At 61.8% G+C, this 25292-nt stretch carries 25 protein-coding genes and 1 tRNA gene; 14 read left to right on the forward strand and 12 right to left on the reverse strand.

Translation table 11 applies throughout. The features are described 5' to 3' along the window. Nucleotides 1-11 precede the first annotated feature (11 nt). Entirely contained in the window at nucleotides 12-188 is a 177-nt protein-coding gene (locus tag IB263_RS22530) for a hypothetical protein (RefSeq protein WP_156552957.1), read from the reverse strand. A gap of 42 nt (nucleotides 189-230) precedes the next feature. Here IB263_RS22530 and IB263_RS22535 point away from each other — a divergent pair, with 42 nt between their 5' ends. Further along, entirely contained in the window at nucleotides 231-2204 is a 1974-nt protein-coding gene (locus IB263_RS22535; protein WP_192439118.1) for a bifunctional 2',3'-cyclic-nucleotide 2'-phosphodiesterase/3'-nucleotidase, read from the forward strand. Between the two features lie 171 nt (nucleotides 2205-2375). On the opposite strand, the gene IB263_RS22540 is transcribed toward IB263_RS22535, so the two are convergent. Together IB263_RS22540 and ilvA are read right to left on the reverse strand one after the other, a co-directional pair. After that, nucleotides 2376-2696: an HlyU family transcriptional regulator gene (locus IB263_RS22540; protein WP_112984212.1), complete on the reverse strand. Its 321-nt coding sequence runs from the start codon at nucleotides 2694-2696 to the stop codon at nucleotides 2376-2378. Nucleotides 2697-2770: 74 nt separating this feature from the next. After that, nucleotides 2771-4018, reverse strand: coding sequence for a threonine ammonia-lyase (ilvA, locus tag IB263_RS22545; RefSeq protein ID WP_034791101.1), 1248 nt, complete (start codon nucleotides 4016-4018; stop codon nucleotides 2771-2773). Nucleotides 4019-4173: 155 nt separating this feature from the next. Here ilvA and IB263_RS22550 point away from each other — a divergent pair, with 155 nt between their 5' ends. The 5 genes from IB263_RS22550 (at nucleotide 4174) to IB263_RS22570 (ending at nucleotide 7528) form a co-directional block, all read left to right on the forward strand. After that, on the forward strand, nucleotides 4174-5628 hold the full coding sequence (locus IB263_RS22550) for a TrkH family potassium uptake protein (RefSeq protein WP_192439035.1): 1455 nt from the start codon (nucleotides 4174-4176) through the stop codon (nucleotides 5626-5628). A gap of 81 nt (nucleotides 5629-5709) precedes the next feature. Next, entirely contained in the window at nucleotides 5710-6300 is a 591-nt protein-coding gene (locus IB263_RS22555; RefSeq protein WP_034791097.1) for a hypothetical protein, read from the forward strand. 4 nt (nucleotides 6301-6304) lie between these two features. Further along, nucleotides 6305-7015, forward strand: a complete 711-nt coding sequence (locus tag IB263_RS22560) for an HAD family hydrolase (RefSeq protein WP_210337648.1) — start codon at nucleotides 6305-6307, stop codon at nucleotides 7013-7015. 181 nt (nucleotides 7016-7196) lie between these two features. Next, on the forward strand, nucleotides 7197-7373 hold the full coding sequence (locus tag IB263_RS22565) for a hypothetical protein (RefSeq protein WP_162765934.1): 177 nt from the start codon (nucleotides 7197-7199) through the stop codon (nucleotides 7371-7373). 70 nt (nucleotides 7374-7443) lie between these two features. Continuing rightward, nucleotides 7444-7528 (forward strand) — tRNA-Leu (locus tag IB263_RS22570). 84 nt (nucleotides 7529-7612) lie between these two features. Here IB263_RS22570 and IB263_RS22575 read toward each other — a convergent pair. From IB263_RS22575 to wrbA, 3 genes are all read right to left on the reverse strand, one after another. After that, nucleotides 7613-7831, reverse strand: a complete 219-nt coding sequence (locus IB263_RS22575) for a hypothetical protein (protein ID WP_034791089.1) — start codon at nucleotides 7829-7831, stop codon at nucleotides 7613-7615. 80 nt (nucleotides 7832-7911) lie between these two features. Continuing rightward, entirely contained in the window at nucleotides 7912-8154 is a 243-nt protein-coding gene (locus IB263_RS22580) for a DUF2188 domain-containing protein (RefSeq protein ID WP_034791085.1), read from the reverse strand. Between the two features lie 229 nt (nucleotides 8155-8383). Beyond that, entirely contained in the window at nucleotides 8384-8983 is a 600-nt protein-coding gene (wrbA, locus tag IB263_RS22585; protein ID WP_034791083.1) for an NAD(P)H:quinone oxidoreductase, read from the reverse strand. A 164-nt stretch (nucleotides 8984-9147) separates the two neighbouring features. Between wrbA and IB263_RS22590 the strand changes: the two genes are divergently transcribed. After that, a complete protein-coding gene (locus tag IB263_RS22590) occupies nucleotides 9148-9903 on the forward strand; it encodes a competence/damage-inducible protein A (protein ID WP_112975409.1) in 756 nt (251 codons plus the stop codon). A 129-nt stretch (nucleotides 9904-10032) separates the two neighbouring features. After that, complete coding sequence (gene gpt / locus IB263_RS22595; protein WP_034791068.1) at nucleotides 10033-10530, forward strand: xanthine phosphoribosyltransferase; 498 nt, start codon at nucleotides 10033-10035, stop codon at nucleotides 10528-10530. Nucleotides 10531-10598: 68 nt separating this feature from the next. Here the strand turns inward: gpt and IB263_RS22600 are convergent, their stop codons facing one another. Continuing rightward, nucleotides 10599-12074, reverse strand: coding sequence for an NAD(P)H-hydrate dehydratase (locus tag IB263_RS22600; protein WP_192439036.1), 1476 nt, complete (start codon nucleotides 12072-12074; stop codon nucleotides 10599-10601). Nucleotides 12075-12168: 94 nt separating this feature from the next. Further along, nucleotides 12169-12318: a hypothetical protein gene (locus IB263_RS22605; RefSeq protein WP_156552955.1), complete on the reverse strand. Its 150-nt coding sequence runs from the start codon at nucleotides 12316-12318 to the stop codon at nucleotides 12169-12171. Nucleotides 12319-12417: 99 nt separating this feature from the next. Between IB263_RS22605 and IB263_RS22610 the strand changes: the two genes are divergently transcribed. The 3 genes from IB263_RS22610 to hspQ all read left to right on the forward strand — a co-directional run bounded on the left by IB263_RS22610 (nucleotide 12418) and on the right by hspQ (nucleotide 14844). After that, nucleotides 12418-12756, forward strand: coding sequence for a P-II family nitrogen regulator (locus tag IB263_RS22610; protein ID WP_003528058.1), 339 nt, complete (start codon nucleotides 12418-12420; stop codon nucleotides 12754-12756). Between the two features lie 65 nt (nucleotides 12757-12821). Further along, complete coding sequence (gene glnA / locus IB263_RS22615) at nucleotides 12822-14231, forward strand: type I glutamate--ammonia ligase (RefSeq protein ID WP_034791062.1); 1410 nt, start codon at nucleotides 12822-12824, stop codon at nucleotides 14229-14231. Between the two features lie 283 nt (nucleotides 14232-14514). Beyond that, the gene (gene hspQ / locus IB263_RS22620) at nucleotides 14515-14844 is read left to right on the forward strand and encodes a heat shock protein HspQ (protein ID WP_034791060.1); all 330 of its coding nucleotides are present in this window, start codon (nucleotides 14515-14517) and stop codon (nucleotides 14842-14844) included. A gap of 79 nt (nucleotides 14845-14923) precedes the next feature. Here the strand turns inward: hspQ and IB263_RS22625 are convergent, their stop codons facing one another. After that, nucleotides 14924-15553, reverse strand: coding sequence for an invasion associated locus B family protein (locus IB263_RS22625; protein ID WP_034791027.1), 630 nt, complete (start codon nucleotides 15551-15553; stop codon nucleotides 14924-14926). Nucleotides 15554-15825: 272 nt separating this feature from the next. Here IB263_RS22625 and IB263_RS22630 point away from each other — a divergent pair, with 272 nt between their 5' ends. Together IB263_RS22630 and IB263_RS22635 are read left to right on the forward strand one after the other, a co-directional pair. Continuing rightward, nucleotides 15826-17640: an extracellular solute-binding protein gene (locus IB263_RS22630; RefSeq protein WP_082572999.1), complete on the forward strand. Its 1815-nt coding sequence runs from the start codon at nucleotides 15826-15828 to the stop codon at nucleotides 17638-17640. Nucleotides 17641-17728: 88 nt separating this feature from the next. Further along, nucleotides 17729-18391: a DsbA family oxidoreductase gene (locus IB263_RS22635; protein WP_113293667.1), complete on the forward strand. Its 663-nt coding sequence runs from the start codon at nucleotides 17729-17731 to the stop codon at nucleotides 18389-18391. A 77-nt stretch (nucleotides 18392-18468) separates the two neighbouring features. Here IB263_RS22635 and mfd read toward each other — a convergent pair whose 3' ends face one another. Together mfd and IB263_RS22645 are read right to left on the reverse strand one after the other, a co-directional pair. After that, nucleotides 18469-21972, reverse strand: coding sequence for a transcription-repair coupling factor (gene mfd / locus IB263_RS22640; protein WP_192439119.1), 3504 nt, complete (start codon nucleotides 21970-21972; stop codon nucleotides 18469-18471). A 7-nt stretch (nucleotides 21973-21979) separates the two neighbouring features. Beyond that, nucleotides 21980-22285: a succinate dehydrogenase assembly factor 2 gene (locus IB263_RS22645; RefSeq protein ID WP_034791024.1), complete on the reverse strand. Its 306-nt coding sequence runs from the start codon at nucleotides 22283-22285 to the stop codon at nucleotides 21980-21982. A gap of 155 nt (nucleotides 22286-22440) precedes the next feature. Here IB263_RS22645 and recG point away from each other — a divergent pair, with 155 nt between their 5' ends. Continuing rightward, nucleotides 22441-24546 carry an ATP-dependent DNA helicase RecG gene (recG, locus tag IB263_RS22650; protein WP_192439037.1) on the forward strand — a complete coding sequence of 702 codons (2106 nt, stop codon included), beginning with the start codon at nucleotides 22441-22443 and terminating at the stop codon, nucleotides 24544-24546. A gap of 40 nt (nucleotides 24547-24586) precedes the next feature. Here recG and IB263_RS22655 read toward each other — a convergent pair whose 3' ends face one another. Continuing rightward, a complete protein-coding gene (locus IB263_RS22655; protein ID WP_034791018.1) occupies nucleotides 24587-25288 on the reverse strand; it encodes a DUF502 domain-containing protein in 702 nt (233 codons plus the stop codon). Nucleotides 25289-25292 lie beyond the last annotated feature (4 nt).

Below are 25292 nucleotides of genomic sequence, written 5' to 3' on the forward strand. Positions count from 1 at the left end.
GTTCCGTTTCCTCAAGCACCGTTAACCAGGAAACTTGAAGAAAACTTTACCGGGTGTCCGCTGTTGCTCGACCTTTCAGTGCGAAAATCTGCCGCTTTCGGAAACGCCAGCTTTCCGGCATATTCAGCGCCAACCCACCGTCGTTCGCCCGCCAGCGAACAAAACCCCCAATTGTATTCCTTTTCCATGAAGACCCGCATTCTTGATCAATGGAGGACCGCATGACATCGATGACTTCCCCGCTTAACCTCACGCGCCGCTCGCTTCTTGCGGGGGCCGCAGCCTCCTCGGCACTCGTCATGTTGCATCCATTCTCGGTTCGCGCTGCCGCCAACCAGGCGCATCTCAGGATCATGGAAACGACGGACCTGCACGTCCACGTCTTCCCCTACGACTATTACGGCGACAAGCCGAACGACACGGTCGGCCTTGCGCGCACCGCCTCCATCATCGACGCCATCCGCGCCGAAGCGACCAACTCCATCCTCGTGGACAACGGCGACTTCCTGCAGGGCAACCCGATGGGCGACTACATCGCCTATCAGCGTGGCATGAAGGACGGCGATCTCCACCCGATCGTCGCGGCCATGAACGTGCTCGGCTATGACTGTGGCACGCTCGGCAACCACGAATTCAACTATGGCCTGGACTTCATGTTCAAGGTGCTGAACGGGGCGAACTTCCCGCTCGTCTGCGCCAACCTGACGAAGGGAGCGCTTGCCGCCAATGCGCGGGAGGACAAGCTGTTCCTGAAGCCCTATGTCATCCTCGACCGCAAGGTGAAGGACGGTTCCGGCCAGGAGCATCAGATCCGCATCGGTCTCATCGGCTTCGTACCGCCGCAGATCATGACCTGGGACGCCAAGCACCTGGAGGGCAAGGCCAATGCCCGCGACATCGTCAAGGCGGCGGAAGCCTGGGTGCCGCAGATGCGCGAGGAAGGCGCCGACATCGTCGTGGCGCTCTCCCACTCCGGCATTGGCCAGGAAGCCTATGTGGAGAACCTCGAGAACGCATCCGTTCCGCTCGCCGCGATCGAAGGTATCGATGCGATCGTCACCGGTCACAGCCATCTCGATTTTCCTGGGCCGAAGTTCGACGGCGTTGGCGGCGTCGACAACAAGAAGGGCCTGATCTCCGGCAAGCCCGGCGTCATGGGCGGCTTCTGGGGTTCGCATCTCGGCCTGATCGACCTCTTGATCGAGCGTGAGGGTGGCGCCTGGCGCGTCGTCAACTCGACAAGCGAAGCGCGGCCGATCTATCGGCGCGTTGAAAAGAAAGTCGTGGCTGAAGTCGCCGATCGAAAAGATGTTCTGGCCGCCGCACAAAAGGACCACGAGGCGACGCTTGCCTATGTGCGCACGCCCGTCGGCAAGACCAGCGCGCCGCTCTATTCCTACTTCGCCCTGGTTGCCGACGACCCGTCGGTCCAGATCGTCAGCCAGGCGCAGACCTGGTACATCAAGGACATGCTGAAGGACACCGAGCACCGCGACCTGCCGGTGCTTTCGGCCGCGGCCCCCTTCAAGGCCGGCGGCCGCGGCGGCGCCGATTACTACACCGACGTTCCGGCCGGCGACATCGCGATCAAGAACGTCGCCGATCTCTACCTTTATCCGAACACGGTGCAGGCCGTGGTCATAACAGGCGAACAGGTGCGCAACTGGCTGGAAATGTCGGCCGGCATCTTCAACGAGGTCAAGCCGGGGGCTTCCGACGCGCCGCTGATCAACGGCGGCTTCCCGTCCTACAATTTCGACGTCATCGACGGGGTCACCTATCAGATCGACCTTTCCGTACCGCCGAAGTTCGACAAGGACGGCAACACGATCAACGCCGCCTCGAACCGCATCAAGAACCTGCAGTTCAATGGACAAGCGATTGATCCGGCGCAGAAATTCGTCGTCGCCACCAACAACTACCGGGCCGGCGGCGGCGGCAACTTCCCCGACATCACCGCCGACAAGGTGGTGTTCGTGGCTCCCGACACCAACCGCGATGTGGTGGTGCGCTACATCATCGACCAGGGCACGATCAATCCGTCGGCCGACGCCAACTGGACCTTCGTTCCGCTCGCCGGGACGAGCGTGACATTCGACAGTGGACCGAAGGCACGGCAGTTCCTGGCACAGGTGAAGGGCGTGACGATCGAGGACGCTGGCGACGCCGCCGAAGGTTTTGCGCGCTTCCGCATCAAGCTCTGAGCCCCCAACCGATCAGTGTGGGCTGCCGCTTGCGGCCGCCCACACACTTGGCGCGCAGTCGATCAGCCGGCTGAACCGCCGACACAAGCCCACGGCACTCCTACCGCAAGACATGCGCTTCGACAGGCAAGTTTATGTTTACATTAGATTATCTTGAAGAGACAAGCCGGCTCAAACCTGGCGCGACGGGGCGTCGTCGGAAAACAGCGACGGGCCGGTCTGGTCGATGATCTGGCGCCCCTTGCGCAGCGCCGCGTCGATCGCGTCCTGCTCGGACGTGAAGAGATCGGCACGGATGAAGCTGCGAACCTTGGCGCCGCCTTCGGCCGAGACCTTCTCGATGTTGCCCGCCAGACGGAACTGCGAGCCCTCGCGCATCGGCGTCGCACGGATGGTGCAATCCGCATAGGCCTCGGATTTCCCCGGTGCTGCCTGCGCCTGGTCTTCGGAGTTGCCGGAACGGCCGAACAATTTCGAGAAAAACGATGCCATGCCCAAGACTTAGACGCCGCGGCCAACACTGTCAAAGCCTAAGTGCCGATAATTGACCGCGACGCCCACTCCCGTCAGATGATGAGGTTGGAAAGGATCTCGTTCTCGGTAATGTCCTGGTAGCGCAGCCCCGCGGCGTCGAAGCGAGCCTTCAGTACTGGGAAATTCTCGGCATGTTTTGTCTCGATGCCGATCAGGATGGAACCGAAATTGCGCGCTGACTTCTTCAGATATTCGAAGCGCGAGATGTCGTCCTCGTCGCCGAGCAGGTTGAGGAAGTCGCGGAGCGCGCCCGGCCGCTGCGCCATGCGCAGGATGAAGTACTTCTTGAGGCCGGCGTGGCGCATCGCCCGCTCCTTGACGTCAGGCAGGCGCTCGAAATCAAAGTTGCCGCCGGAAACGACCGCGACCACCGTCTTGCCCGCAAGCGTCTCCGGTCCCAGCGCTTCCAGCGCCGAGATCGAAAGAGCGCCAGCCGGCTCAAGCACGACGCCTTCGACATTCAGCATGTCGATGATCGTCTGGCAGATCGCGTTCTCCGACAGCAACATGACCTGGTCAGGCGAGAAACGCCGAAGTGCCGCGAAATTGAGGTCGCCGATGCGCCCAACCGCGGCACCGTCGACGAAGTTGTCGACCTGATCGAGGGTCACGACGCTGCCGGTTTCCAGGCTTTCGCGCAGGCTCGGCGCACCCGACGGCTCGCAGAAGATGAAGTGATCGGCTGCAACTTTATCCTTGAGGTAGCCGGTGACGCCGGCGGCAAGACCGCCGCCGCCGACCGGCAGCACGACGAGATCCGGAACAACCTCTTCCGGCAGTTGCCAGGCAATTTCCGCCGCGACGCTTGCCTGTCCCTCGATGATGTCGGCGTGGTCGAAAGGCGGCACCATGACGCCACCGATCGCCTCCACGTGGTCGCGGGCAGCCTTGTAGCACTGGTCGAAGATATCGCCGACCAGCTTGATGGTGATGAACTCGCCGCCGAACATCCTGGTCTTGTCGATCTTCTGCTGCGGCGTCGTCACCGGCATGAACACGACACCCGGAACGCCGAAATGGCGGCAGACGAAGGCGAAGCCCTGGGCATGGTTGCCGGCCGAGGCGCAGACGAAGGTCTTACCCGAGGCGCCGGCACCGATCGCCTTGCGGAAGAAGTTGAAGGCGCCCCTGATCTTATAGGAGCGAACCGGCGAAAGATCCTCGCGCTTCAGATAAATATTCGCACCGTAGCGTGCGCTCAAATGCTCGTTGAGCTGCAGCGGCGTCGGCGGGAAGATCTCCCGCAAGGCTTCGGTTGCGGTTTCGACATCCTGCTTCATCACGTGCGGTCTTCCGTTGAGTTGGTCGCTGGCCGTCGCTATTGCACATCGCAACGCCCGAAGCCATGGCTTTGACTCGAATCGGGCCGACGTTGAAAATGACGCACTGACCGTTCCACCGGCACGGCCACACTGTTCTTCCGGGAAATAAACGCTTGAACGCAACCCTGATCCGGCATGCCGTGCACATTTCGGCGATCCTCGGCATATATCTTGCCTGCGCCATGTTGGTGCCGGCGATGGTCGATCTCTATTACGGCCATTCGGATTGGCAGATCTTTGCCGCTTCGGCGTTCATGGTCGGCGGCCTTTCGCTTGCGACCTTCATGGCGACGCGCATGGGCCCGCCGCCCTTCTCCAAGAAGTTCGGCTTTGTTCTCGTCAATATGCTGTGGGCCGTGTTCTCGGTTGTCGGCGCGATCCCGCTCTGGCTGTCATCGATGAAGCTCGATTTTGCCCAGGCACTGTTCGAATCCGTCTCGGCCATCACGACGACCGGTGCGACAGTGATCGTCGGTCTGGACGATGCGCCGCCCGGGCTCCTCCTCTGGCGGTCACTTTTGTGCTGGCTCGGCGGTATCGGCATCGTCGTGCTCGGCCTGTTCATCATCCCCTATCTCAGGGTCGGCGGCATGTCGTTCTTCAAGATGGAATCCTCCGACACCGGCGACAAACCATTTGCCCGGCTCGCGAGCTTCAGCCGCGCTTTCCTCGCGATCTATGTCGTCATCACGCTTCTCTGCACGATCGGCTATTTCCTGACGGGCATGAACCGCTTCGATGCGATCAACCACGCGATGTCGACGGTGGCGACGGGTGGCTTTTCCACCCATGACGCATCCTTCGCCTATTTCGGCAGCATTCCGCTGCTCTGGACCGCCACCTTCTTCATGGCGCTCTGCAGCCTGCCCTTCTCGATCCTGATCGTGCTGGTCGCCCGTGGCAGGCTGGATGCGCTGCGCGACCCGCAGATCATCGTGTTCCTCGGCTATCTCTCGGCCTTCTCAATTGCCGTTGCCGTCTATCATCGGCTCGCCAATGGCGTGGAATTCCATCTGGCGCTGGCACACTCCTTCTTCAACATCACCTCTATCCTCTCGACCAGCGGCTATGCCAGCCAGGACTACAGCCTCTGGGGGCCCTTCGTCGTCATCGCAGCCTTCATCGCCACCTTCATGGGCGGTTGCTCCGGCTCGACCGCCGGTGGCATCAAGGCCTATCGCTTCATCGTGCTCTTCAATGCGATCCGGTCGGGTTTGAACAAGATCGTCTACCCCAATGCGATCTATGCGGTGCGCTATGGCGGCAACACCGTCGACGCGGACACGCAGCGCTCCATCTTCCTGTTCTTCATCACCTATATGCTGCTCTGGGTGCTCGGCAGTCTCGCCATGGGCGCGCTCGGCTACGATCTGATCACCGCCACTTCGGCCGTCATTACCTGCCTTTCCAATGTCGGCCCGGGCCTTGGTCCGATCATCGGGCCGGCCGGCAACTTCTCGACGCTCGGCGATCCCGAACTCTATCTGCTGTCGCTGATGATGCTGCTCGGTCGTCTCGAAGTGCTGACCGTGCTGGTAATCCTGACGCCGGTCTTCTGGAAGCATTGACCATTCGCCTGGCGGCCCTATCGTCTTGACTCGGTGCAGCAGATGCCGAAAGTCGGTCGAAACCGGCGATGGGGGAACGTCATGGTGAAACATATACGTCGTCTGGCGATGCTGACCGCCGCCGTGACGCTTTCGGCTGGTCTCGCGGCCCATGCCGGCCCGCTTGCCGACGCGGCGGTGCAGGCCGAAAAGCTCGCGGCTTCCGGCGACGCGGCGAAAGCCCATGACCTGCTCCGCCAGGCGATGAGCGACTTTTCGCAAACGTTGCCGCTGGCGATCGGCAAGGCGGTTTTCGTGACCAAGGCGCCGACTGGCTACGCCATGTACGATCCGCGCGAGGGCGCAGTCTTCAAGGAGGGAGAGTCGCTGATCTCCTATATCGAGCCGATCGGCCTCACGTGGAAGGATTCGGCAACAAAAGGCCAACTCGAAAGCCACTTCACCGTGGATTTCGATATTCTCAATCCGAAGGGCGACGTGCTCGCCGGCCAGAAGGCGTTCGGCGATTTCACCTTCACAGGCCACCTCAGAAACCAGGAAATCTATTCGACGCTGACCATCGACGTTTCCGGCGCGCCTGCCGGCGACTATGTGCTGCGCTTCCACTTCAATGACGTCAACAGCGGCAAAAGCGCCAGCGTCGACCAACCCTTCAAGATTGCCGGACCGTAATATTATGCCCCATACTGTAACGACCGTCGGCTTCGATGCCGACGATACACTCTGGCAGAACGAGCAGTTCTTCCGGCTGACGGAAGCGCGCTTCGCCGAGCTTCTGAGGCCGCACACCGACACCGAACATCTCTCCGACCGGCTGCTTGCCGCAGAGAAGCGCAACCTTGGGCTCTACGGCTTCGGCATCAAGGGCTTCGTGCTCTCCATGGTCGAAACCGCCGTCGACGTCACCGATGGCAAGGTGCCCTCCTCCGTCATTGCCGAGATCCTCGCCGCTGGGCGCGACATGCTCGTGCACCCGGTCGAACCGCTGCCGCATGTCAAGGAAACCCTCGAGGCGCTTCACGGCCATTTTCGCCTTGTCATGATCACCAAGGGCGATCTCTTCGACCAGGAGCGCAAGCTCGCCGCCTCCGGCCTTGGCGACTACTTCAACGCCGTCGAGATCGTCAGCGACAAGACCGTCGCCACCTACGAGCGCATCTTCAAACGCCACGGCGACGGAGCGCTGAAAAGCATGATGGTCGGCAATTCGCTGAAGTCGGATATCGTGCCTGCACTCGGTGCCGGAAGCTGGGGTGTCTATGTCCCGCACGCGCTCACCTGGTCGTTCGAACACCACGATAAGCCGGAGGACCATCCGCGTTTTCGCGAGATTGCGGATCTCGGCGGGTTGGGCACGGTCCTTGAGCGCTTGACACTGAAGGCTTGACTGTCGTCCCCAAGCGCCAATTCGACTGCAATTATAAGCTGATTCGTATCGATAATACACGCACCAACTCGTCCCCGTGGTGGCTTAGATGGGGGGAACCAATGTTGGCGCTTGTTTTCGGTGCAGCAATATCGATGGTGGTGGTGGGCATGCTCATTGGTTGCTGCGGAAGGTTTCGGCTTTGAGCGTCTTTTCCTCGCGCCTCGCGGGTTTGGCGGTTCTGTTGTTTCCCGCACCCGCCATCTACTCGTTCAATTCGGGCTGGCCGTTTGTCGACGCGTTTATCGTCTACGGCCTTGGGGCACTGATTGCCGCGGCCGTCTTCTACTTCATGAAGACGAGAGAACAGCGCGCCTAAGCGCGTTGTCCACCCCGAAACCCCCGATCACCCTTGACTGTTTGACCTGAGTGTTTGATCTAGGCTGTATGCGGGCGTGGCGAAACTGGTAGACGCAAGGGACTTAAAATCCCTCGGCCTTGGCTGTGCGGGTTCGATCCCCGCCGCCCGCACCAGGCAATCGGTTTTCAAGGATCAACAGGATAGGCGCATCCGACGCTCTCAGGAGGGCGAGACGTTGCACCGGCGAGACTGGCCGCTCAGTTGTTGTAGTAATAACAATCGCATTCCGCCTGGTAGGCGTCGTCGTGCCAGACGCGGACGGCGAGTTTCGTTGCGCATCCCTGGTTTTCCAGCCTGAGGCCGAGAAGCGAGACCGCTGCCGCCTTGGAATTGGGGGCGTCCACCTCGATTGCCGATCCGACCTGGTGGACACCCTGCCGCGGGGTCCAGGTGAAGATCTGAACGCTGTAGTGCATCGAATATCCTCCGTGGAGAGATGGTGTGCACGCAATACTAAACGCTGTGTGTTCGCAATGAGCCGGTCGCCTTGACCGTTTCAGCCGTCTTCGACGGTCGCTTCAGGCCGATCGCCGCCATCCGTGTGTTCGAAGTGCCAGTGGCCCTCTTCGTCCTGGAAGCTGATCTCCTCGTCGTCGCCGCCGACTTGCTGTTCGGCGGCGGCGGCCTTGGCGGCGGCAAGCGCCGTTTCGCGGTTGGGAAAGGGTTCCGAAAAGGCGTCGGCGGCCTTATAGGCCCATCCGCCGTCATGAGGAACGATGGTGTACGTAATTCGCGCCATACTTCCCTCCCGATAATCCGAAAGACGTTTCCGTCTTCGGCGGGCCGTTGCCGCACGGCCCTGCATTCCTCCTCGTCAAAGGCATACTCAATGCCGAACGCCGCGGATATTAGCACAAGTGTGGTAGGAATTGCCACATTCGCGAATCACCCGGAAAGGCTAGCCGCAAAACAAAAAGGCGGCCCCTTGCGGCGCCGCCTAAGCTCTTGAAACGATTGCGTCCAAATGATCAGGCCGAAAGCTTCGCAGCGATCTTGGCGACGTGTGCGCCCTGGAAGCGGGCCGCCTGGAGTTCGACCTCGGACGGCTGGCGCGAGCCGTCGGCATCGGTGATCGTCGAGGCGCCATAGGGCGAGCCGCCCTTGATTTCGTCGAGGCCCATCTGGCCCTGGAAGGCATAGGGAAGACCAGCGACGACCATGCCGTGATGCATCAGCGTCGGAATGAAGCCGAGGATCGTGGATTCCTGACCGCCATGCTGGGTGGCCGAGGACGTGAAGACCGAGCCGACCTTGCCGACCAGCTTGCCAGACGCCCACAGGCTGCCGGTCTGGTCGATGAAGTTGCGCATCTGCGAAGCAACGGTGCCGAAGCGCGTGCCGGCGCCGAAGATGATCGCGTCGTATTGGGCAAGCTCCTCGACATGGGCGATCGGCGCGGCCTGGTCGAGCTTGAAATGAGAGGCCTTGGCGATCTCGTCCGGCACCAGTTCCGGAACGCGCTTGACGTCGACTTCGGCGCCGGCAGACTTGGCGCCTTCGGCCACGGCGTAAGCCATGGTTTCGACGTGTCCGTATGCCGAATAGTAGAGAACGAGAACCTTGGCCATAATTGCTCCTTTGGATACAAGCGATCCCACTTGATCACTGCTGCGCGGAAGATTTATCAAAATGCAGCCGCATGCCAGGAGCCGTCCGGGAAACAGACTGTTCTCGCAATGTGAACAATAATAATTCACTGTTAAATGACTGACTAAACAAACAGGATCACCCGATGAGCAGCATAAAAGTCGTCACTGCCGCCATGGTCGCCATCGGCGACGAACTTCTGTCGGGGCGAACCAAGGACAAGAACATCGGTCACCTCGCCGACATGATGACCATGGTCGGCATCGACCTGAAGGAAGTGCGCATCGTCGCCGACGACGAGGCGGCGATCGTCGAGGCGATCAATGCGGTGCGCAGCCGCTACGATTACGTCTTCACATCCGGCGGCATCGGCCCGACGCATGACGACATCACGGCCGATGCCGTGTCTCGCGCCTTCGGCGTCGAATGCATCTACGAGCCCGAGGCGATGGCGCTGCTCGGAGCCATGTACGAACGCCGCAACATGGAGTTTACCGACGCGCGCAAGCGCATGGCGCGCATGCCATTCGGTGCACGCCATATCCCCAACCCGGTATCGACAGCGCCTGGCTTCGCCATCGGCAACGTGCATGTCATGGCCGGCGTGCCGCAGGTCTTCCAGGCCATGCTCGACGCGCTGCTGCCCGGCCTGAACGTCGGCTCGCCCCTCCTCTCCCGCACCGTACGCTCGCCCTTCGGCGAGGGCGATATCGGCAGCCCGCTGACCGAAGTGCAGAAGAACCATCCGGAGACGAGCATCGGCTCCTACCCGAAATTTGACGGCAAGACCTTCTCGACGGATATCGTCGTGCGGGCCCGCGATCCGGAAGCGCTTGCTGCAGCGGAGGCTGATGTCCAGGCGATGATCCAGGCAATCGCCGATGCGCGGGCAAAGGGATAGCGCGAAGCCCTTGCACTCAAGGCCTCAATGCCGTTATTGCATGTCGGCAAATCAGGATGACGCGTTCCCGCCTGCCCGATCTGCCGGACGCTTCGCCTTACCCTCGTTCAGACAAGCCGGAGCCCACCCATGTCGCTGCCCGATAAAGCCTTTCCCGTTTCCTGGGACCAGTTCCACCGCGATGCCCGGGCGCTTGCCTGGCGGCTGGCCGACAACGGCCAGGAATGGCGTGCCATGGTTTGCATCACCCGTGGCGGCCTGGTTCCGGCCGCGATCATTTCGCGCGAACTCAATATCCGGATGATCGAAACCGTCTGCGTCGCCTCCTACCATGACTACGACACGCAGGGGCAGATGAAAGTGCTGAAGGGCATCACGCCTGAAATCACCAAGGATGGCGGTGAAGGCGTGCTGATCGTCGACGACCTGACGGACACCGGCAAGACCGCGGCCGAAGTACGGGCAATGCTGCCGAAGGCGCATTTCGCTGCCGTCTACGCAAAGCCGAAGGGCCGGCCGCTCGTCGATACCTTCGTGACCGAAGTCAGCCAGGACACCTGGATCTATTTCCCCTGGGACTTGGGCTTCACCTACCAGGAGCCGATCGCCAAGGGCACGCGCGGCTGATAGCGCATCTGGGCGGACACCGCGAACGTCGCCTCTCAAGAGGTGGTTTGTCGCCTGTGCGCTCACGATCAACTGATCGGCGGTATCGCGCCGATCAGCGTTTCAGCGGTCAAGCCTGGCCCTGCCTTGGCCCCGGCTGCGCCATGGCGCCAGACCGCTGCGATCGCCGCTTCGAAGGCCGGCATTCCTTTCGCCAGATGTGCGCCGACGATGCCGGCAAGTACGTCCCCCGATCCGGCGGTTGCCAGCCACGGCGGCGCATTGTTGTTGACGACGGCCCGCCCGTCCGGCGCGGCAACGACGGTGTCGGCGCCCTTGTAGACGATCACGGCATGGCTCGCCCGCGCCGCGGCCTGCGCCTTCTCGATCTTCGAAAGCCCGTCGTCACCGGCGATCTCCGGAAAGAGGCGAGCGAACTCGCCATCATGCGGCGTCATCACCATTTGCCCGCCACCTTTCGCCAGCGCCGCGAACAGTTCGCCGGGGTTCGTCTGGAACGAGGTGATGCCATCGGCGTCGAGCACCAGAGAGCGATCGCAGAGCGCAAGCGCAAAGTCCCTCGCCTTCTTGCCGATGCCAAAACCCGGCCCAAGCACGAAGCTGCCCAGGCGCTGGTCCTGCAGCCATTTGGTAAGCTCCCGGCTTCCGTCGATCTCCTTCACCATCACCGCCGTCAGATGAGACGCATTGATGCCGAGCGCGGCCTTGCCGGTGGCGACGGTAACGAGGCCAGCGCCAGCCGCAAGGCCCGCTGCCGCCGAAAGTCGCGCCGCGCCCGTTGCCTGGCGGTCGCCTGAGAAAACGACCAGATGCCCGCGCTTGAACTTGTGCGTCGAGGCCGCCAGGTCACCTCCCCAGCCCGCCCAGAGGAACGGCGCGTTGAGGCGCAGCGAACCTGCGCCGGCACGCACAATGCGCGCGGGAATGCCGATATCGAACACCTTGAGTGTGCCGCAGAGGGATCGCCCGGGCAGAAGCCAATGACCGGGCTTGGGCGCCATGAACGTGACAGTGTGGCGAGCGGCAAAGGCGGCGCCCCGGATCTCGCCCGTCCGGCCGTCGATGCCGCTCGGCAGATCGATGGCAACGACCGGAACGCCGCTGGCATTGACCCGTTCTATAAGGTGAACGACGTCGTCAGGGAGGTCGCGTGACAAGCCCGCCCCAAAGAGCGCATCGATGACGACATCGCCAGCCTGTGGTTCGAATGCAGAGATTGGCGCAGCAGGACCACTCCAGTCGGACCAGGCCCGCGCTGCATCTCCTTGAAGCCTGGCGGGATCGCCGAGGACGAACACCGCGACATCCGCCCCGCTTTCGGCAAGGCCGCGGGCTGCGATGTACCCGTCACCGCCATTGTTGCCTGGACCGCAGAGCACGACGAAGCGGCGGGCATCCGGAAAATGTCGCAGGGCCGCCGCCGTCACCGCCAGTCCGGCGTTGCGCGTCAGCGTAAAACTATCGATGCCGGATTGGGCTGCCGCCCGGTCGATTGCCGTCATTTCGGCGGGCGTGATCAACAGGTGCTGAAGGTCGGAGCGCATACGCCAGACTTATCCATGCCCACGCGCGTGAAGCAAGGCCTCAGCGCCGCCACCACGATTGCCTTAAAATCATGCACTTGCACATAATTGTTGCTCAAATAACAAGCTTTGCGTCAGCAATGACGCGGAGACGCCGCAAGAAGCGGGCATCTTTCGATCGGAAATCATAAAAAATAGGCAGATCGCGCCCGCCGAAGGTATGGAAATCCCGCAATCGGCGCGCCGACAGCAGATTTTTTGTCATTCTGACAGATTTTCGCAGAAAAACTGGCATGCAACGTGCATATTCAGGGCGAGCGGGCATGATCCTGCTTTCAAGGGAGAAGCGGAGAGACATTTTCTCATGAAAAAGATCGAAGCGATCATTAAGCCCTTCAAGCTCGACGAAGTGAAGGAAGCCCTTCAGGAAGTCGGTCTGCAGGGTATCACCGTCACGGAAGCCAAGGGCTTCGGGCGGCAGAAGGGTCACACGGAGCTGTATCGCGGCGCCGAATACGTGGTGGACTTCCTGCCGAAGGTAAAGGTCGAAGTCGTGCTGGCGGATGAAAACGCGGAGGCCGTCATCGAGGCGATCCGCAACGCCGCGCAAACCGGCCGCATTGGTGACGGAAAGATTTTCGTTTCCAATGTGGAAGAAGTCATCCGAATTCGCACGGGCGAAACCGGCCTCGACGCCATCTGACATCACGGGCCGTTCGGCCCGGTTCTTTTCAAATCCTCGTCATCTCACACAGGGAATAACGGCAAATGACGACTGCAAGCGATATTCTGAAGCAAATCAAGGACAACGACGTCAAGTTCGTCGACCTGCGCTTTACCGATCCGAAGGGCAAGCTGCAGCACGTAACGATGGATGTGGTCTGCGTCGACGAAGACATGTTCGCCGATGGCGTCATGTTCGACGGTTCCTCGATTGGCGGCTGGAAGGCCATCAACGAGTCCGACATGGTGCTGATGCCCGATCCGGAAACAGCGCATATGGACCCGTTCTTCGCGCAGTCGACGATGGTCATCATCTGCGACATTCTCGATCCGGTTTCGGGCGAATCCTACAACCGCGACCCGCGCGGCACGGCCAAGAAGGCTGAAGCCTACCTCAAGGCATCCGGCATCGGCGACACCGTCTTCGTTGGCCCGGAAGCAGAATTCTTCGTCTTCGACGACGTCAAGTACAAGGCCGACCCGTACAACACCGGCTTCAAGCTCGACTCCTCGGAACTGCCATCGAACGACGACACCGATTATGAGACCGGCAACCTCGGCCACCGCCCGCGCGTCAAGGGCGGCTACTTCCCGGTTCCGCCGATCGACAGCTGCCAGGACATGCGCTCTGAAATGCTGACGGTCCTGTCCGAAATGGGCGTCACCGTCGAAAAGCATCACCACGAAGTGGCCGCCGCCCAGCACGAGCTCGGCGTCAAGTTCGACGCGCTGGTGCGCAACGCCGACAAGATGCAGATCTACAAGTACGTCGTGCACCAGGTCGCCAATGCCTATGGCAAGACGGCAACCTTCATGCCGAAGCCGATCTTCGGCGACAACGGCTCGGGCATGCACGTACACCTGTCGATCTGGAAGGACGGCAAGCCGACCTTCGCCGGCGATGAATATGCCGGCCTGTCGGAATCCTGCCTCTACTTCATCGGCGGCATCATCAAGCATGCCAAGTCGCTGAACGCCTTCACCAACCCGTCGACGAACTCCTACAAGCGTCTCGTCCCGGGCTATGAAGCACCGGTTCTGCTCGCCTATTCGGCACGCAACCGTTCGGCTTCGTGCCGCATTCCGTTCGGCACCAACCCGAAGGCCAAGCGCGTCGAAGTCCGCTTCCCGGACCCGACCGCCAACCCCTACCTCGCCTTCGCAGCCATGCTGATGGCCGGCCTCGACGGCATCAAGAACAAGCTGCACCCCGGCAAGGCCATGGACAAGGACCTTTATGACCTGCCGCCGAAGGAACTGAAGAAGATCCCGACCGTTTGCGGCTCGCTGCGCGAAGCGCTGGAAAGCCTCGACAAGGACCGCAAGTACCTGACGGCCGGCGGCGTCTTCGACGACGACCAGATCGATTCCTTCATCGAACTTAAGATGCAGGAAGTCATGCGCTTCGAAATGACCCCGCATCCGGTCGAGTACGACATGTACTACTCGGTCTAAAACCATTGGAACCGGCGGCATCGGCAACCGGTTCAAGCCGTGCTCAAGGGCCGGCGGCTCCTCAAACGGAGCCGCCGGCCTTTTCTTTGGCGCGCACGATTGCGAGCGCCCTGAACAAGGAGCGGCACGAAACCGTCGAATTGTGTGATATTATGTTGCCAACAACTTTTGCGCGTCCGCGGGACACGCGCGGCGAGATCGATCAATGGAGGGTGTAGGGAATTCCCTATTGATGTTTTGGGTTCGCCAACCCAGATAATCTCCTGAAAGGATGTGTTGCGTCATGAAACAGAGAAACGCCAAATTCGAGATCGGACAGGTGGTTCGCCATCGGGTTTTCCCGTTCCGCGGCGTCATTTTCGACGTCGACCCGGAATACGCCAACACCGAGGAGTGGTGGAACGCCATTCCGCAGGAGATCCGCCCGAGCAAGGATCAGCCCTTCTATCACCTGTTCGCCGAGAACGACGACAGCGAGTATGTCGCCTACGTCTCCGAGCAGAACCTGGAATTCGACGACAGCGACCGGCCGATGCGCCACGCGCAAGTCGATGCCCTGTTCGACAAGGATGGCGTCGGCCACTACAGGCCCAAGGCGACGTTCCGGCACTAAGGCAACTGCGCTCTCGAACAAATGAAAACGCCCGGACCGCGAGGTCCGGGCGTTTCTTTATGAGTTTGCGGAGGACCGCTTAGTTCTGCTTGGCAGCCTTCTGGGCTTCTTCAAGCTTCTTGCGCGCGTCCTCGGCCTTCTTCTGCATCTCTTCCTGCAGCAGGCGCTGACGCTCTTCGAGCTGCGACTGCTCGATCGGCTCGCCGTCGAACACACCGGTGAAGCCCGTCAGGGCCATCTTGATCGGGTTCGGAGCGCGCTGGAAGTTGACCGAGGTGAAGACGACCTCATTGCCCTTCTTCAGGCTGGCGATCAGCTGGTCGGAAAGCGGCGCTTCTGCAACGCACTTGTCGGGCATGCAGATGGCGTAGTCGAGCTTGACCGGCTTGCCGCCGTCGATCTGCATCTGAACGCCGGTCGGAATGAGGCGCGCGGACGGTACGGAAACCTGCATGATCTTGCGGTTGACCTTGCCGGAGACGGTGATGAGGCCGACAGCGGTCACGAGCTGGCCGTTGTTGGCGGTCAGCAGGTTCTGAACGATGCAGACATCGTTGTCTTCCTGCTTGGTGCAAACCTTGAACCAGCCCTGCGGCGGCTTGCCGCCAGCCTGCTGTGCAGACGCAACGCTCGGAACGCCCGCAGCAGCTACAGTGAGCGCCAGCGCTGCCATGCCCGAACGTTTTGCAATATTCGACTTGAAGATCATTGTGATTCCGTCTCCTGAAATCCGGTAACGGAACAGTTGTTCCGCAGGTGAGTATCGTCAGCCGCCGTTGTCCTGTTGGCCAAATAAGGCAAATGCATGACCCCGTTTCCGGAAACACCTGTTACATTGGCTCGCTTCGATTATCCAGTGTTTCCTGTCATTTTTTGACTTCATACTAGGCGGAATTTGGACCGCGGATCGGTTGGATTCATCCGTCGGCATTGGTAACGTTCGGGGAATCGGCCTGTTGATACCCCTCACGGGAGGTGACCTTGCGTGCAATTCTTTCCGGTCTGGCGCTGATCCTGACCGCCACTTCATTCGGCACTGCTGCGGCAGCCGCTCCCGTGCATGCGATTGCCATGCACGGAGAGCCGGCGCTGCCTGCCGATTTCAAGAACTTTCCCTACGTCAATCCGGACGTAAAAAAGGGTGGAAAGATCTCCTATGGCGTCGTCGGCAGCTTCGACAGCCTCAATCCCTTCATCCTGAAGAGCATGCGCACCACCGCGCGCGGCATGTGGGATCCGGAATACGGCAACCTCGTCTACGAATCGCTGATGCAGCGTTCGCGCGACGAGGCCTTCACCATGTATGGCCTGCTCGCCGAAACAGTGGAGTGGGATGACGACCGGACCTTCATCCAGTTCAATCTCAACCCGAAGGCCCGCTGGGCCGACGGGCAACCTGTTACCGCCGAGGACGTGATCTTCAGCTTCGAGCTGCTGCGTGACAAGGGGCGTGTCCCCTTCAGCAACCGCATGGCCAAGGTGGCGAAGCTCGAAAAGGTCGGGGAGCGCAGCGTGCGCTTTACCTTCACCGAGGATGCCGACCGCGAGCTGCCGCTCCTGCTCGGCCTGTCGCCGGTGCTGCCGAAACATGCCATCGACCTTGCGACCTTCGACCAGACCACGCTGAAGCCGCCGCTCGGCTCCGGCCCCTACCGCGTCGCAGAGGTGAAACCGGGCGAGCGCATCGTCTACAAGCGAAACCCGGACTATTGGGCCAAGGACCTGCCCTCGAAGGTCGGCCAGGACAATTACGACGAGATCTCCGTGGAGTATTTCCTCCAGGAGAACTCGCTGTTCGAAGCCTTCAAGAAGGGCGAGATCGACATCTATCCGGAAGGCAGCGCCACCAAGTGGGCGCGCGGCTACGATTTCCCGGCGGTTCGTTCCGGCGAGGTCGTCAAGGAAACCTTCACGCCGAAGACGCCGTCCGGCATGCTCGGCATCGTCTTCAATACCCGCAGGCCAATGTTCGACAACTTGAAGCTCCGCCAGGGCCTGGCGCTGGTCTTCGACTTCGAGTGGGTCAACAAGAACCTCTTCGACAGCGCCTATACGCGCACGCAGAGCTACTGGCAGAACTCGGCGCTGAGTTTTCTCGGCGCACCGGCCGACGACCGCGAACTCGGCCTGATCGGCGACGCCCGCGATCGAATCAACCCGGCGATCCTCGACGGCACCTATCGCCTGCCGGTGACCGACGCGTCCGGGCGCGATCGCAACGTGCTGCGTGTTGCTGTCTCGCTGATGCGCGAGGCCGGCTATCAGATCAAGGACGGCAAGATGGTCGACCCGCAGGGCAAACCGCTCGCGTTCGAGATCATGAGCCAGAATGCCGGCCAGGAAAAAATCGCCCTCGCCTACCAGCGATTTCTCGCACCTCTCGGCATCCAGGCGTCCGTGCGCACCGTCGACGATTCGCAGTACCAGCAGCGCAGCCAGTCCTTCGACTACGACGTGATCATCAAATCCTTCCCCTCGACGCTGTCACCCGGCATTGAGCAGGCCGGGCGCTGGACCTCACAGGCGCGCGACCGGCAGGGTAGCGACAACTTCGCCGGCGTCGCCGACAAGGACGTCGACCGGATGGTCAATAACATCCTGCAGGCCCGCACGAGCGAAGACTTCACGGCGGCGGTGCGTGCGCATGACCGGTTGCTCGTCAACAATTCCTATCTGGTGCCGCTCTATCACCTCGACGCACAGTGGGTGGCGCGACGCAAGCATATCGGCCGGCCCGATACCATGCCGCTCTACGGCTACCAGCTTCCGACCTGGTGGGATCAAAACGCACAATAGAGGGTTGGTTCCCTTTTGGTAACGCATTGAAAGCCGGATGAAACCGGCTTATCTCGCCTTCAACCGAACAAGGAAAGGCGCCCACACCATGCAAACCGTCAGCATCGATATTGTCTCGGACGTTGTTTGTCCCTGGTGTTATCTCGGCAAGGCGCGGCTCGACCAGGCGATTGCCAATCTTCCGGACGTGCTGGTCACGGTCAACTGGCGCCCCTACCAGCTCAATCCCGACCTGCCGCCCGAGGGGATCGATCACAAGCGGCATCTTGCCGAGAAGCTCGGCGGCCAGGCGGCCGTCGATCGCGCCCACGACACGCTGCGCGAACTCGGCAATGCCGACGGCATCGCCTTCGACTTCGATGCGGTGAAGATCAGCCCGAACACGCTTGACGCTCATCGGCTTGTCCGCTGGGCCGCGACCAACGGCGAGCAGGCGCAGTCCGCCGTCGTCGGCTTGCTGTTCAAGGCCAATTTCGAAGAAGGCCGCAATGTCGGTGATCACGCGGTCCTGCTCGATATCGCCGAGCAAGCAGGCCTCGATCGCCCCGTCGTTGCGGCTCTGCTTGGCTCCGATGCCGACAAGGATGCGGTCAAGGAAGAGGTTGGCATGGCCCGCGAGATGGGCGTGACCGGCGTTCCCTGCTTCATCCTCGAAGGACAATATGCCGTGATGGGCGCGCAATCGGTCGACGTATTGACGAATGCGCTGCGCGAAATCGCCGAGATAAAGGCGAGCGGCAAGCCGAACTGATCTCGGCACGACCTGAAACAGACTTGTTCGACAGACCTTGACCGTACTGCCGCACCACGCGGCAGTACGGTTTTTTCTTACTTCGCCAGGCCGGCGAGTTGCGTCATCACCATTGCTGCACCGGACAGGCGCCTCTCCGGCGTCGCCAGTTCGCGCTGGAAGAAGATGCTCTGGTCGGGCCGGATCTTCGAAAGCGTGCCCTGCTTGGCGATGTAGCCGACGAGTGCCGCAGGGTTCGGGAATTCCTTGTTGCGGAACTGCACGACGACGCCCTTCGGCCCGGCATCGAGCTTCTCGACATTCGCCGTGCGGCAGAGCGACTTGATGTAGACGATCTTCAAGAGATGCTGGACCTCGATCGGCAGCGGACCGAAGCGGTCGATCATCTCGGCGCCGAAGCCGTCGATCTCCTTCAAGTCCGTCAGTTCGCCGAGACGACGATAAAGGCCGAGCCTCAGATGCAGATCCGGAACGTAGTGTTCCGGGATCATGACGGGCGTTCCGACCGAAATCTGCGGCGACCAGCCGGTGTCGTGGATTTCTTCCTCGCCCTTGAGTTCGGCGACCGCTTCCTCGAGCATCTGCTGGTAAAGCTCGAAGCCAACCTCCTTGATATGGCCCGACTGTTCCTCGCCGAGCAGGTTGCCAGCGCCGCGGATATCGAGGTCGTGACTTGCGAGCTGGAAACCGGCGCCAAGCGTGTCGAGCGACTGCAGTACCTTCAGCCGGCGTTCGGCCATGCCCGTCAGCGTCTTGTTGACCGGCAGCGTGAACAGCGCAAAGGCGCGCACCTTCGAGCGTCCGACGCGGCCGCGAAGCTGGTAGAGCTGGGCGAGACCGAACATGTCGGCGCGGTGCACGATCAGCGTGTTGGCCGTCGGTACGTCGAGACCGGATTCGACGATCGTCGTCGACAGCAGCACATCGTAACGGCCGTCATAGAAGGCGTTCATGATGTCTTCGAGCTCGGTTGCCGGCATCTGGCCGTGGGCGACGGCTACCTTCAGCTCCGGAACGTCCGATTTCAGGAAATCATGGATCTCCGACAAGTCGCTCAGACGCGGGCAGACATAGAAGCTCTGGCCGCCGCGATAGTGCTCGCGCATCAGCGTTTCCCGGATCACCAGCGCATCGAAGGGCGAGATGAAGGTGCGCACCGCCATGCGGTCGACCGGTGGCGTCGTGATCAGCGACAGTTCACGCACCCCGGTCAGGGCAAGCTGCAGCGTGCGCGGGATCGGCGTCGCCGAAAGCGTCAACACGTGCACGTCGGACTTCAGCTCCTTCAGCCGCTCCTTGTGCTTGACGCCGAAGTGCTGCTCTTCGTCGATGATCAAGAGGCCGAGATTGGCAAAGTTGACCGACGTGCCGAGCAGCGCATGCGTACCGACGACGACATCGGTCTTGCCATCGGCCACTTCCTTCTTCGTCAGCGCCAGTTCCTTGGAACCGACGAGGCGCGACGCCTGCTGGATGCGGATCGGCAGCCCACGGAACCGTTCGGAAAAGGTCTTGAAGTGCTGGCGGGCAAGCAGCGTCGTCGGCACGACGACCGCGACCTGTACGCCGTTCATGGCAGCGATGAAGGCGGCACGAAGCGCCACTTCCGTCTTGCCGAAGCCGACGTCGCCGCAGACGAGGCGGTCCATCGGACGGCCGCTGCCGAGATCTTCCCGCACCGCCTCGATCGAGTTCAGCTGGTCTTCGGTCTCGTCATAGGGGAAGCGAGCGGCAAACTCATCATAGACGCCGTCCTGTGCGGCGAGCACCGGCGCCCGGCGCGTATGGCGTTCGGCGGCGATGCGAATGAGGCCGCCCGCCATATCGAGCAGCCGCTTCTTGAGCTTGGCCTTGCGCGCCTGCCAGGCGACGCCGCCGAGCTTGTCGAGGATCGCATCGGTGCCTTCTGAACCGTAGCGCGACAGAAGCTCGATGTTTTCGACCGGCAGGAACAGCTTGGCATCGTCGGCATAGACGAGCTCGAGGCAATCATGCGGGGCGCCGACCGCCTCGATGGTGCGCAGGCCGACGAAACGGCCGATGCCGTGTTCGGCGTGCACGACATAGCTGCCCTCGTCGAGACCAGCCACCTCGGCGATGAAGTCGGCGCCGCGCTTGCGCCGCTTCGAGCGGCGGACCATGCGGTCGCCCAGAATATCCTGTTCGCCGATGATGACGAGATCGCCCGTCTCGAAACCGGCTTCGATGCTGAGCACGGCCGAGGCCGCCTCGCCCGGCTTCAGCGACTTGATCTCGGCGAGTGCCTTGATGGGCTTGACGTTGCCGAGACCGTGTTCGGCGAGAACCTGGAGCAGGCGATCGAGCGATCCTTCGCTCCAGCCTGAAATCACCACCTTGGCGCCCTTCGAGCGCCGCTCGGCGATGTACTTGACCGCCTGGTCGAAGACGTTGACGCGTTCGTCTTCGGCTTCGCCCTCACCCGCCGACTTCGCCCAACGCATGCCCTGGCGCGCATCGACCGAGATGACTTGGCGGGCCTCGCCCTCGTGCTCGTTGAAGGGCGACAGGCGAATGGCGTCGCGTGAGCTCAGGCCGGCGTTGAAGCCCTGCGAGCTCAGATAGAGCAGCTCCGGCGGAACCGGCTTGTAGGGCGTACCCTGGGTGGCCTGCGCCTTGCCCGGAGACGCCGAGGCCAAACGGGCGTCGTAATAGTCGAGAATGAGCTTCGAGCGCTCAGCCGCAGCTTCGCGCGCCAGATGATCGGTGACGATACGGAAGCCGTCGAGATAGTCGAAGACTGTCTCCAGCCCGTCATAGAACAGCGGCAGCCAATGCTCCATGCCGGCATAGCGCCGGCCTTCGGAGACAGCCTGGTAAAGCGCGTCGTCGCGGGTCGTCGCGCCGAACAGCGACAGGTAGTGCTTGCGGAAATGGCTGATCGTTTCGGGCGTCAGCGACACCTCGCTCATCGGATTGAGATCGAGGGAGCGGACCTGACCGGTCGTGCGCTGACTTGCAGGATCGAACGAGCGGATTGTTTCGAGCGTATCGCCGAAGAAATCAAGGCGCAGCGGCTCGCCGCTCCCCGGCACGAAGACATCGAGGATGCCGCCGCGCACTGCGTATTCGCCAACCTCACGCACGGTCGCGACACGCTCGAAGCCGTTGCGCTCCAGCCGCATCGCGATGTCGTCCATACGCACCTGATTGCCCGGACGGGCCGAAAACGCCAGGCTTTGGATCACGTCCTGCGGCGAGATCTTCTGGAGGGCGGCGTTGACCGTCACCAGCACGATCGCCGCATGCGGCTTCTTCTTGTGCGCAATCAAGGCGCTCAGCGCCGCCAGCCGCCGTGCCGACGTGTCGGCGCTCGGCGAGACGCGGTCATAGGGAAGGCAGTCCCAGCCGGGAAGCGTCAGCACCGGAATGTCGGGCGCGACGAATGAGAGGACCTGCTCAAGATCGGCGATCCGCTGGCCGTCCGATAGAATGTAGGCGACCGGCTGGCCGGCGCGGGCGAGCTCAGCAAGGATCAGCGCCTCGGCCCCGGAGGGCACCGGCCCGATCGTGATCTCTTGCTGTGCTTCGACAATCTTCTTCGGATCAAGGCCAGCCAGCATCATCGGTCTATTTCATCCCTTCGGGAAGCTTGTCGAAATCCGGACGATAGGCAGCGATGCGCTGAAACATCTGCGTCTGATAGCAAGCCGGCACCGGCTGTTCGCCGATGATCCACTTGACGAGATCGTTGTCTTCCTCGCCCATGATCGTCTCGAGTTCATCGAGTTGTGCTTCAGAAAGCGTCGAGAGCTCAGCCTCTGCAAATTGCCCGAGGATCAAATCCATCTCGCGAATGCCGCGATGCCAGGCGCGAAACAGGATCCGCCGTCGACGCGGATCGAGATCGGCGCTGGTGCGAGAGATGCCGGTCATGGGAAATTCCTTCCTGCCGCCCGCGATGACGCCTGCACGCTCGGACGAACGCGCGAGGCCTTTGGGGTACGGTTTGTCGTCAACGGCTCTATAAACTCTGAATAGCCGATTGTCAGCCTTGCCAAAGCCCGAATTATCATCGCAATTTCATCGCCATGCGCCCCGCCCTGCTAGATCCGCTCTTCTCCCCGCTCGACACGCTTCCAGGCATCGGCCCGAAGATCGGCGAACTCTATGCCCGTTTGCTCGGTCGCGAGACGATCGAAGACTGCCGCGTGGTCGATCTCGTTTTTCACCCGCCGCATTCGTTGATCGACCGGCGCCAACAGCCTGGCATCGCCCACGCGCCTCAAGGGGTTATCGTCACCATCACCGGTCGGGTCGATCGCCACCAGCCGCCCCCGCGCGGAAAGCCCAACCTGCCCTATCGCGTCTTCCTGCATGACGAGACCGGGGAGCTGGCGCTCACCTACTTCCGCGTCAAGGGCAACTGGCTGGAAAAATCGCTGCCGGTCGATGAGACTGTCATCGTCAGCGGCAAGGTCGACTGGTTCAACGGCCGCCCGTCCATGGTTCACCCTGACTATGCGGTTCGGGCAAGCGAGGCGGAAAACCTGCCGCTGGTCGAGCCGGTCTACGGGCTGACAGCAGGACTTTCACCCCGGATATTGCGGAAATCGATCGAGGCCGCCGTCGCCCGCGTTCCGGACATGCCCGAATGGATGGACGACGCGCTGCAGACGCGACAAGGTTTCAGCACCGCAGCCGAAAGTTTCCGCGCGCTGCATGATCCCCGCGACGCGACCGACCTTGATCCGCAGGCACCTGCCCGCCGCCGCCTCGCCTATGACGAGTTTCTCGCCGGGCAATTGTCCCTGGCTCTCGTTCGCCAGCGCCTGCGCAAGGTCGCGGGAGTACCGGTTCACGCGACCGGTGTGCTTTCCCGTCCGGTCATCGACGCCCTTCCCTTTTCCTTGACAGCCAGTCAGTCGACGGCGATCGCCGACATCCTGAAGGACATGGCCGGCACCGAGCGCATGCTCCGGCTGCTGCAAGGCGATGTCGGCTCCGGCAAGACGATGGTGGCACTGATGGCGATGCTCGCCGCCGTCGAATCCGGCGGTCAGGCGGTGCTGATGGCGCCGACCGAAATTCTCGCCCGCCAGCACCATGCGACGCTTGCAAGGATGGCCGCACCCGCCGGCATCGCCATCGACGTTTTGACCGGCCGCACCAAGGGCAAGGAGCGCGACGCCATTCTCGAGCGCATCGCGTCCGGAGAAACGCGCATGGTGATCGGCACGCATGCGCTTTTCCAGGACACGGTGAGCTACAAGGAGCTGACACTGGCGGTGGTGGACGAACAGCATCGCTTCGGCGTTCACCAGCGCCTGCGCCTGACCGCCAAGGGCATCTCGCCGCATATGCTGGTCATGACGGCAACGCCGATCCCGCGCACGCTGGTGCTTGCCGCCTTCGGCGACATGGACGTTTCGAAGCTCACGGAAAAGCCCGCCGGACGCAAGCCGATCCAGACGGTGACGATCCCGACGGAGCGCGTTGGCGACATCGTCGATCGGCTCGACGCTGCCCTTCGCGAAGGCAAGAAGGCCTATTGGATCTGCCCGCTCGTGGAAGAGTCCGAAGCCGTCGACGTCATGTCGGCCGAAGAACGATACGAAGGCCTCGCCAAGCGCTTCGGCAACAATGTCGGCCTGGTACACGGCCGTATGAACGGGGCGGAGAAGGACGCCGTCATGCTCGCCTTCAAGAACGGCGAGGTCCGCCTGCTGGTTGCGACAACAGTCGTGGAAGTCGGCGTCGACGTGCCCGACGCAACAATCATGGTGATCGAGCATGCGGAACGCTTCGGCCTTGCCCAGCTTCACCAGTTGCGCGGCCGCGTCGGCCGTGGCGACGAGGCATCGACGTGCATCCTGCTCTACAAGGGACCGCTCGGCGAAACCGGCCGCGCGCGGCTCTCGATCCTGCGCGACAGCGAGGACGGCTTCCTGATCGCCGAGGAAGACCTGAAGCTGCGCGGCGAAGGCGAGTTGCTCGGCACGCGCCAGTCAGGCACGCCCGGTTTTCGCATCGCCAGCCTGGAGGCCCACGGCGATCTGCTCGAAATCGCGCGGAAGGACGCCGCCTACGTGATCGAGCGCGATCCGGACCTCACTTCGGAGCGCGGCGAAGCGCTCCGTACGCTGCTCTATCTCTACCGCCGCGATGAGGCGATCCGCTTCCTGCGCGCCGGCTGACCGACCACCCTGCCAAACCGACGATCACGGCGGCCCGGCATCAAGATACGGGAATCTCAGTCTTCTGCTGACCGATTTTCAAAGGTGCATTGGCGAGCGGCTTCTGGTCGGGCGTCACGAGGCCCCCCGAGATCAGGAGCTTCGCCGCGTCCTCCGCGCTCATGTCAAGCGGGATGATCTTGTCGCGCGGGATGAACAGCAGGAACCCCGCCGTCGGGATCGGGGTCGGCGGCAGGAAGACCGCGACCATGTCCATGCCGCGTTCCTTGAATTTCGAGGCGATCTCGCCTTTCACATCCGTTGCGATGAACACCAGCGACCAGATGCCCGGGCTCGGATACTCGATCAGCCCGGCCTTCTTGAAGGAGGAGGACTGTTCCTGCAGCACCGTCTGGAATATCTGCTTGGTGGACTTGTAGATCGTGCGGACGAGAGGCGTCCGATTGAGGAGCGACTCGGCGAAATTCACGATCGACCGACCGACGAGGTTTGCGGTCATGAAACCGACGAAGGTGATCACGAAAATGGCGACGAGCAGACCGAAGCCGGGAATGGCCACGGGCGAATAGGTGTCCGGATTATAGAAGTTCGGCAGGTAGGGCTTCACCCAACCGTCGGCCCAGTCGATGAAGGTGCGCACGAGCCAGACGGTGATCGCGACCGGTGCGCAGATGATCAAACCCGTCAGGAAGTAGTTGCGCAGCCGGGTGCCGATATAGCCGCGTTTCGAATGTTCCGTCATGCTT

The sequence above is a fragment of the Ensifer sp. ENS03 genome, from assembly GCF_014852035.1.
Taxonomy (GTDB): Bacteria; Pseudomonadota; Alphaproteobacteria; order Rhizobiales; family Rhizobiaceae; genus Ensifer; species Ensifer adhaerens.

Excerpts from the sequence above, each read along its gene's own strand:
- recG (WP_192439037.1), top strand. The coding sequence starts at position 22,441 with ATGCGCCCCGCCCTGCTAGATCCGCTCTTCTCCCCGCTCGACACGCTT.
- IB263_RS22575 (WP_034791089.1), bottom strand. The coding sequence starts at position 7,831 with ATGCACTACAGCGTTCAGATCTTCACCTGGACCCCGCGGCAGGGTGTC.
- gpt (WP_034791068.1), top strand. The coding sequence starts at position 10,033 with ATGTCGCTGCCCGATAAAGCCTTTCCCGTTTCCTGGGACCAGTTCCAC.
- IB263_RS22560 (WP_210337648.1), top strand. The coding sequence starts at position 6,305 with ATGCCCCATACTGTAACGACCGTCGGCTTCGATGCCGACGATACACTC.
- glnA (WP_034791062.1), top strand. The coding sequence starts at position 12,822 with ATGACGACTGCAAGCGATATTCTGAAGCAAATCAAGGACAACGACGTC.
- IB263_RS22600 (WP_192439036.1), bottom strand. The coding sequence starts at position 12,074 with ATGCGCTCCGACCTTCAGCACCTGTTGATCACGCCCGCCGAAATGACG.
- ilvA (WP_034791101.1), bottom strand. The coding sequence starts at position 4,018 with ATGAAGCAGGATGTCGAAACCGCAACCGAAGCCTTGCGGGAGATCTTC.
- hspQ (WP_034791060.1), top strand. The coding sequence starts at position 14,515 with ATGAAACAGAGAAACGCCAAATTCGAGATCGGACAGGTGGTTCGCCAT.
- IB263_RS22555 (WP_034791097.1), top strand. The coding sequence starts at position 5,710 with ATGGTGAAACATATACGTCGTCTGGCGATGCTGACCGCCGCCGTGACG.
- wrbA (WP_034791083.1), bottom strand. The coding sequence starts at position 8,983 with ATGGCCAAGGTTCTCGTTCTCTACTATTCGGCATACGGACACGTCGAA.
- IB263_RS22540 (WP_112984212.1), bottom strand. The coding sequence starts at position 2,696 with ATGGCATCGTTTTTCTCGAAATTGTTCGGCCGTTCCGGCAACTCCGAA.
- IB263_RS22635 (WP_113293667.1), top strand. The coding sequence starts at position 17,729 with ATGCAAACCGTCAGCATCGATATTGTCTCGGACGTTGTTTGTCCCTGG.
- IB263_RS22580 (WP_034791085.1), bottom strand. The coding sequence starts at position 8,154 with ATGGCGCGAATTACGTACACCATCGTTCCTCATGACGGCGGATGGGCC.
- IB263_RS22610 (WP_003528058.1), top strand. The coding sequence starts at position 12,418 with ATGAAAAAGATCGAAGCGATCATTAAGCCCTTCAAGCTCGACGAAGTG.
- mfd (WP_192439119.1), bottom strand. The coding sequence starts at position 21,972 with ATGCTGGCTGGCCTTGATCCGAAGAAGATTGTCGAAGCACAGCAAGAG.
- IB263_RS22655 (WP_034791018.1), bottom strand. The coding sequence starts at position 25,288 with ATGACGGAACATTCGAAACGCGGCTATATCGGCACCCGGCTGCGCAAC.
- IB263_RS22530 (WP_156552957.1), bottom strand. The coding sequence starts at position 188 with ATGGAAAAGGAATACAATTGGGGGTTTTGTTCGCTGGCGGGCGAACGA.
- IB263_RS22535 (WP_192439118.1), top strand. The coding sequence starts at position 231 with ATGACTTCCCCGCTTAACCTCACGCGCCGCTCGCTTCTTGCGGGGGCC.
- IB263_RS22645 (WP_034791024.1), bottom strand. The coding sequence starts at position 22,285 with ATGACCGGCATCTCTCGCACCAGCGCCGATCTCGATCCGCGTCGACGG.
- IB263_RS22625 (WP_034791027.1), bottom strand. The coding sequence starts at position 15,553 with ATGATCTTCAAGTCGAATATTGCAAAACGTTCGGGCATGGCAGCGCTG.
- IB263_RS22590 (WP_112975409.1), top strand. The coding sequence starts at position 9,148 with ATGAGCAGCATAAAAGTCGTCACTGCCGCCATGGTCGCCATCGGCGAC.
- IB263_RS22605 (WP_156552955.1), bottom strand. The coding sequence starts at position 12,318 with ATGACAAAAAATCTGCTGTCGGCGCGCCGATTGCGGGATTTCCATACC.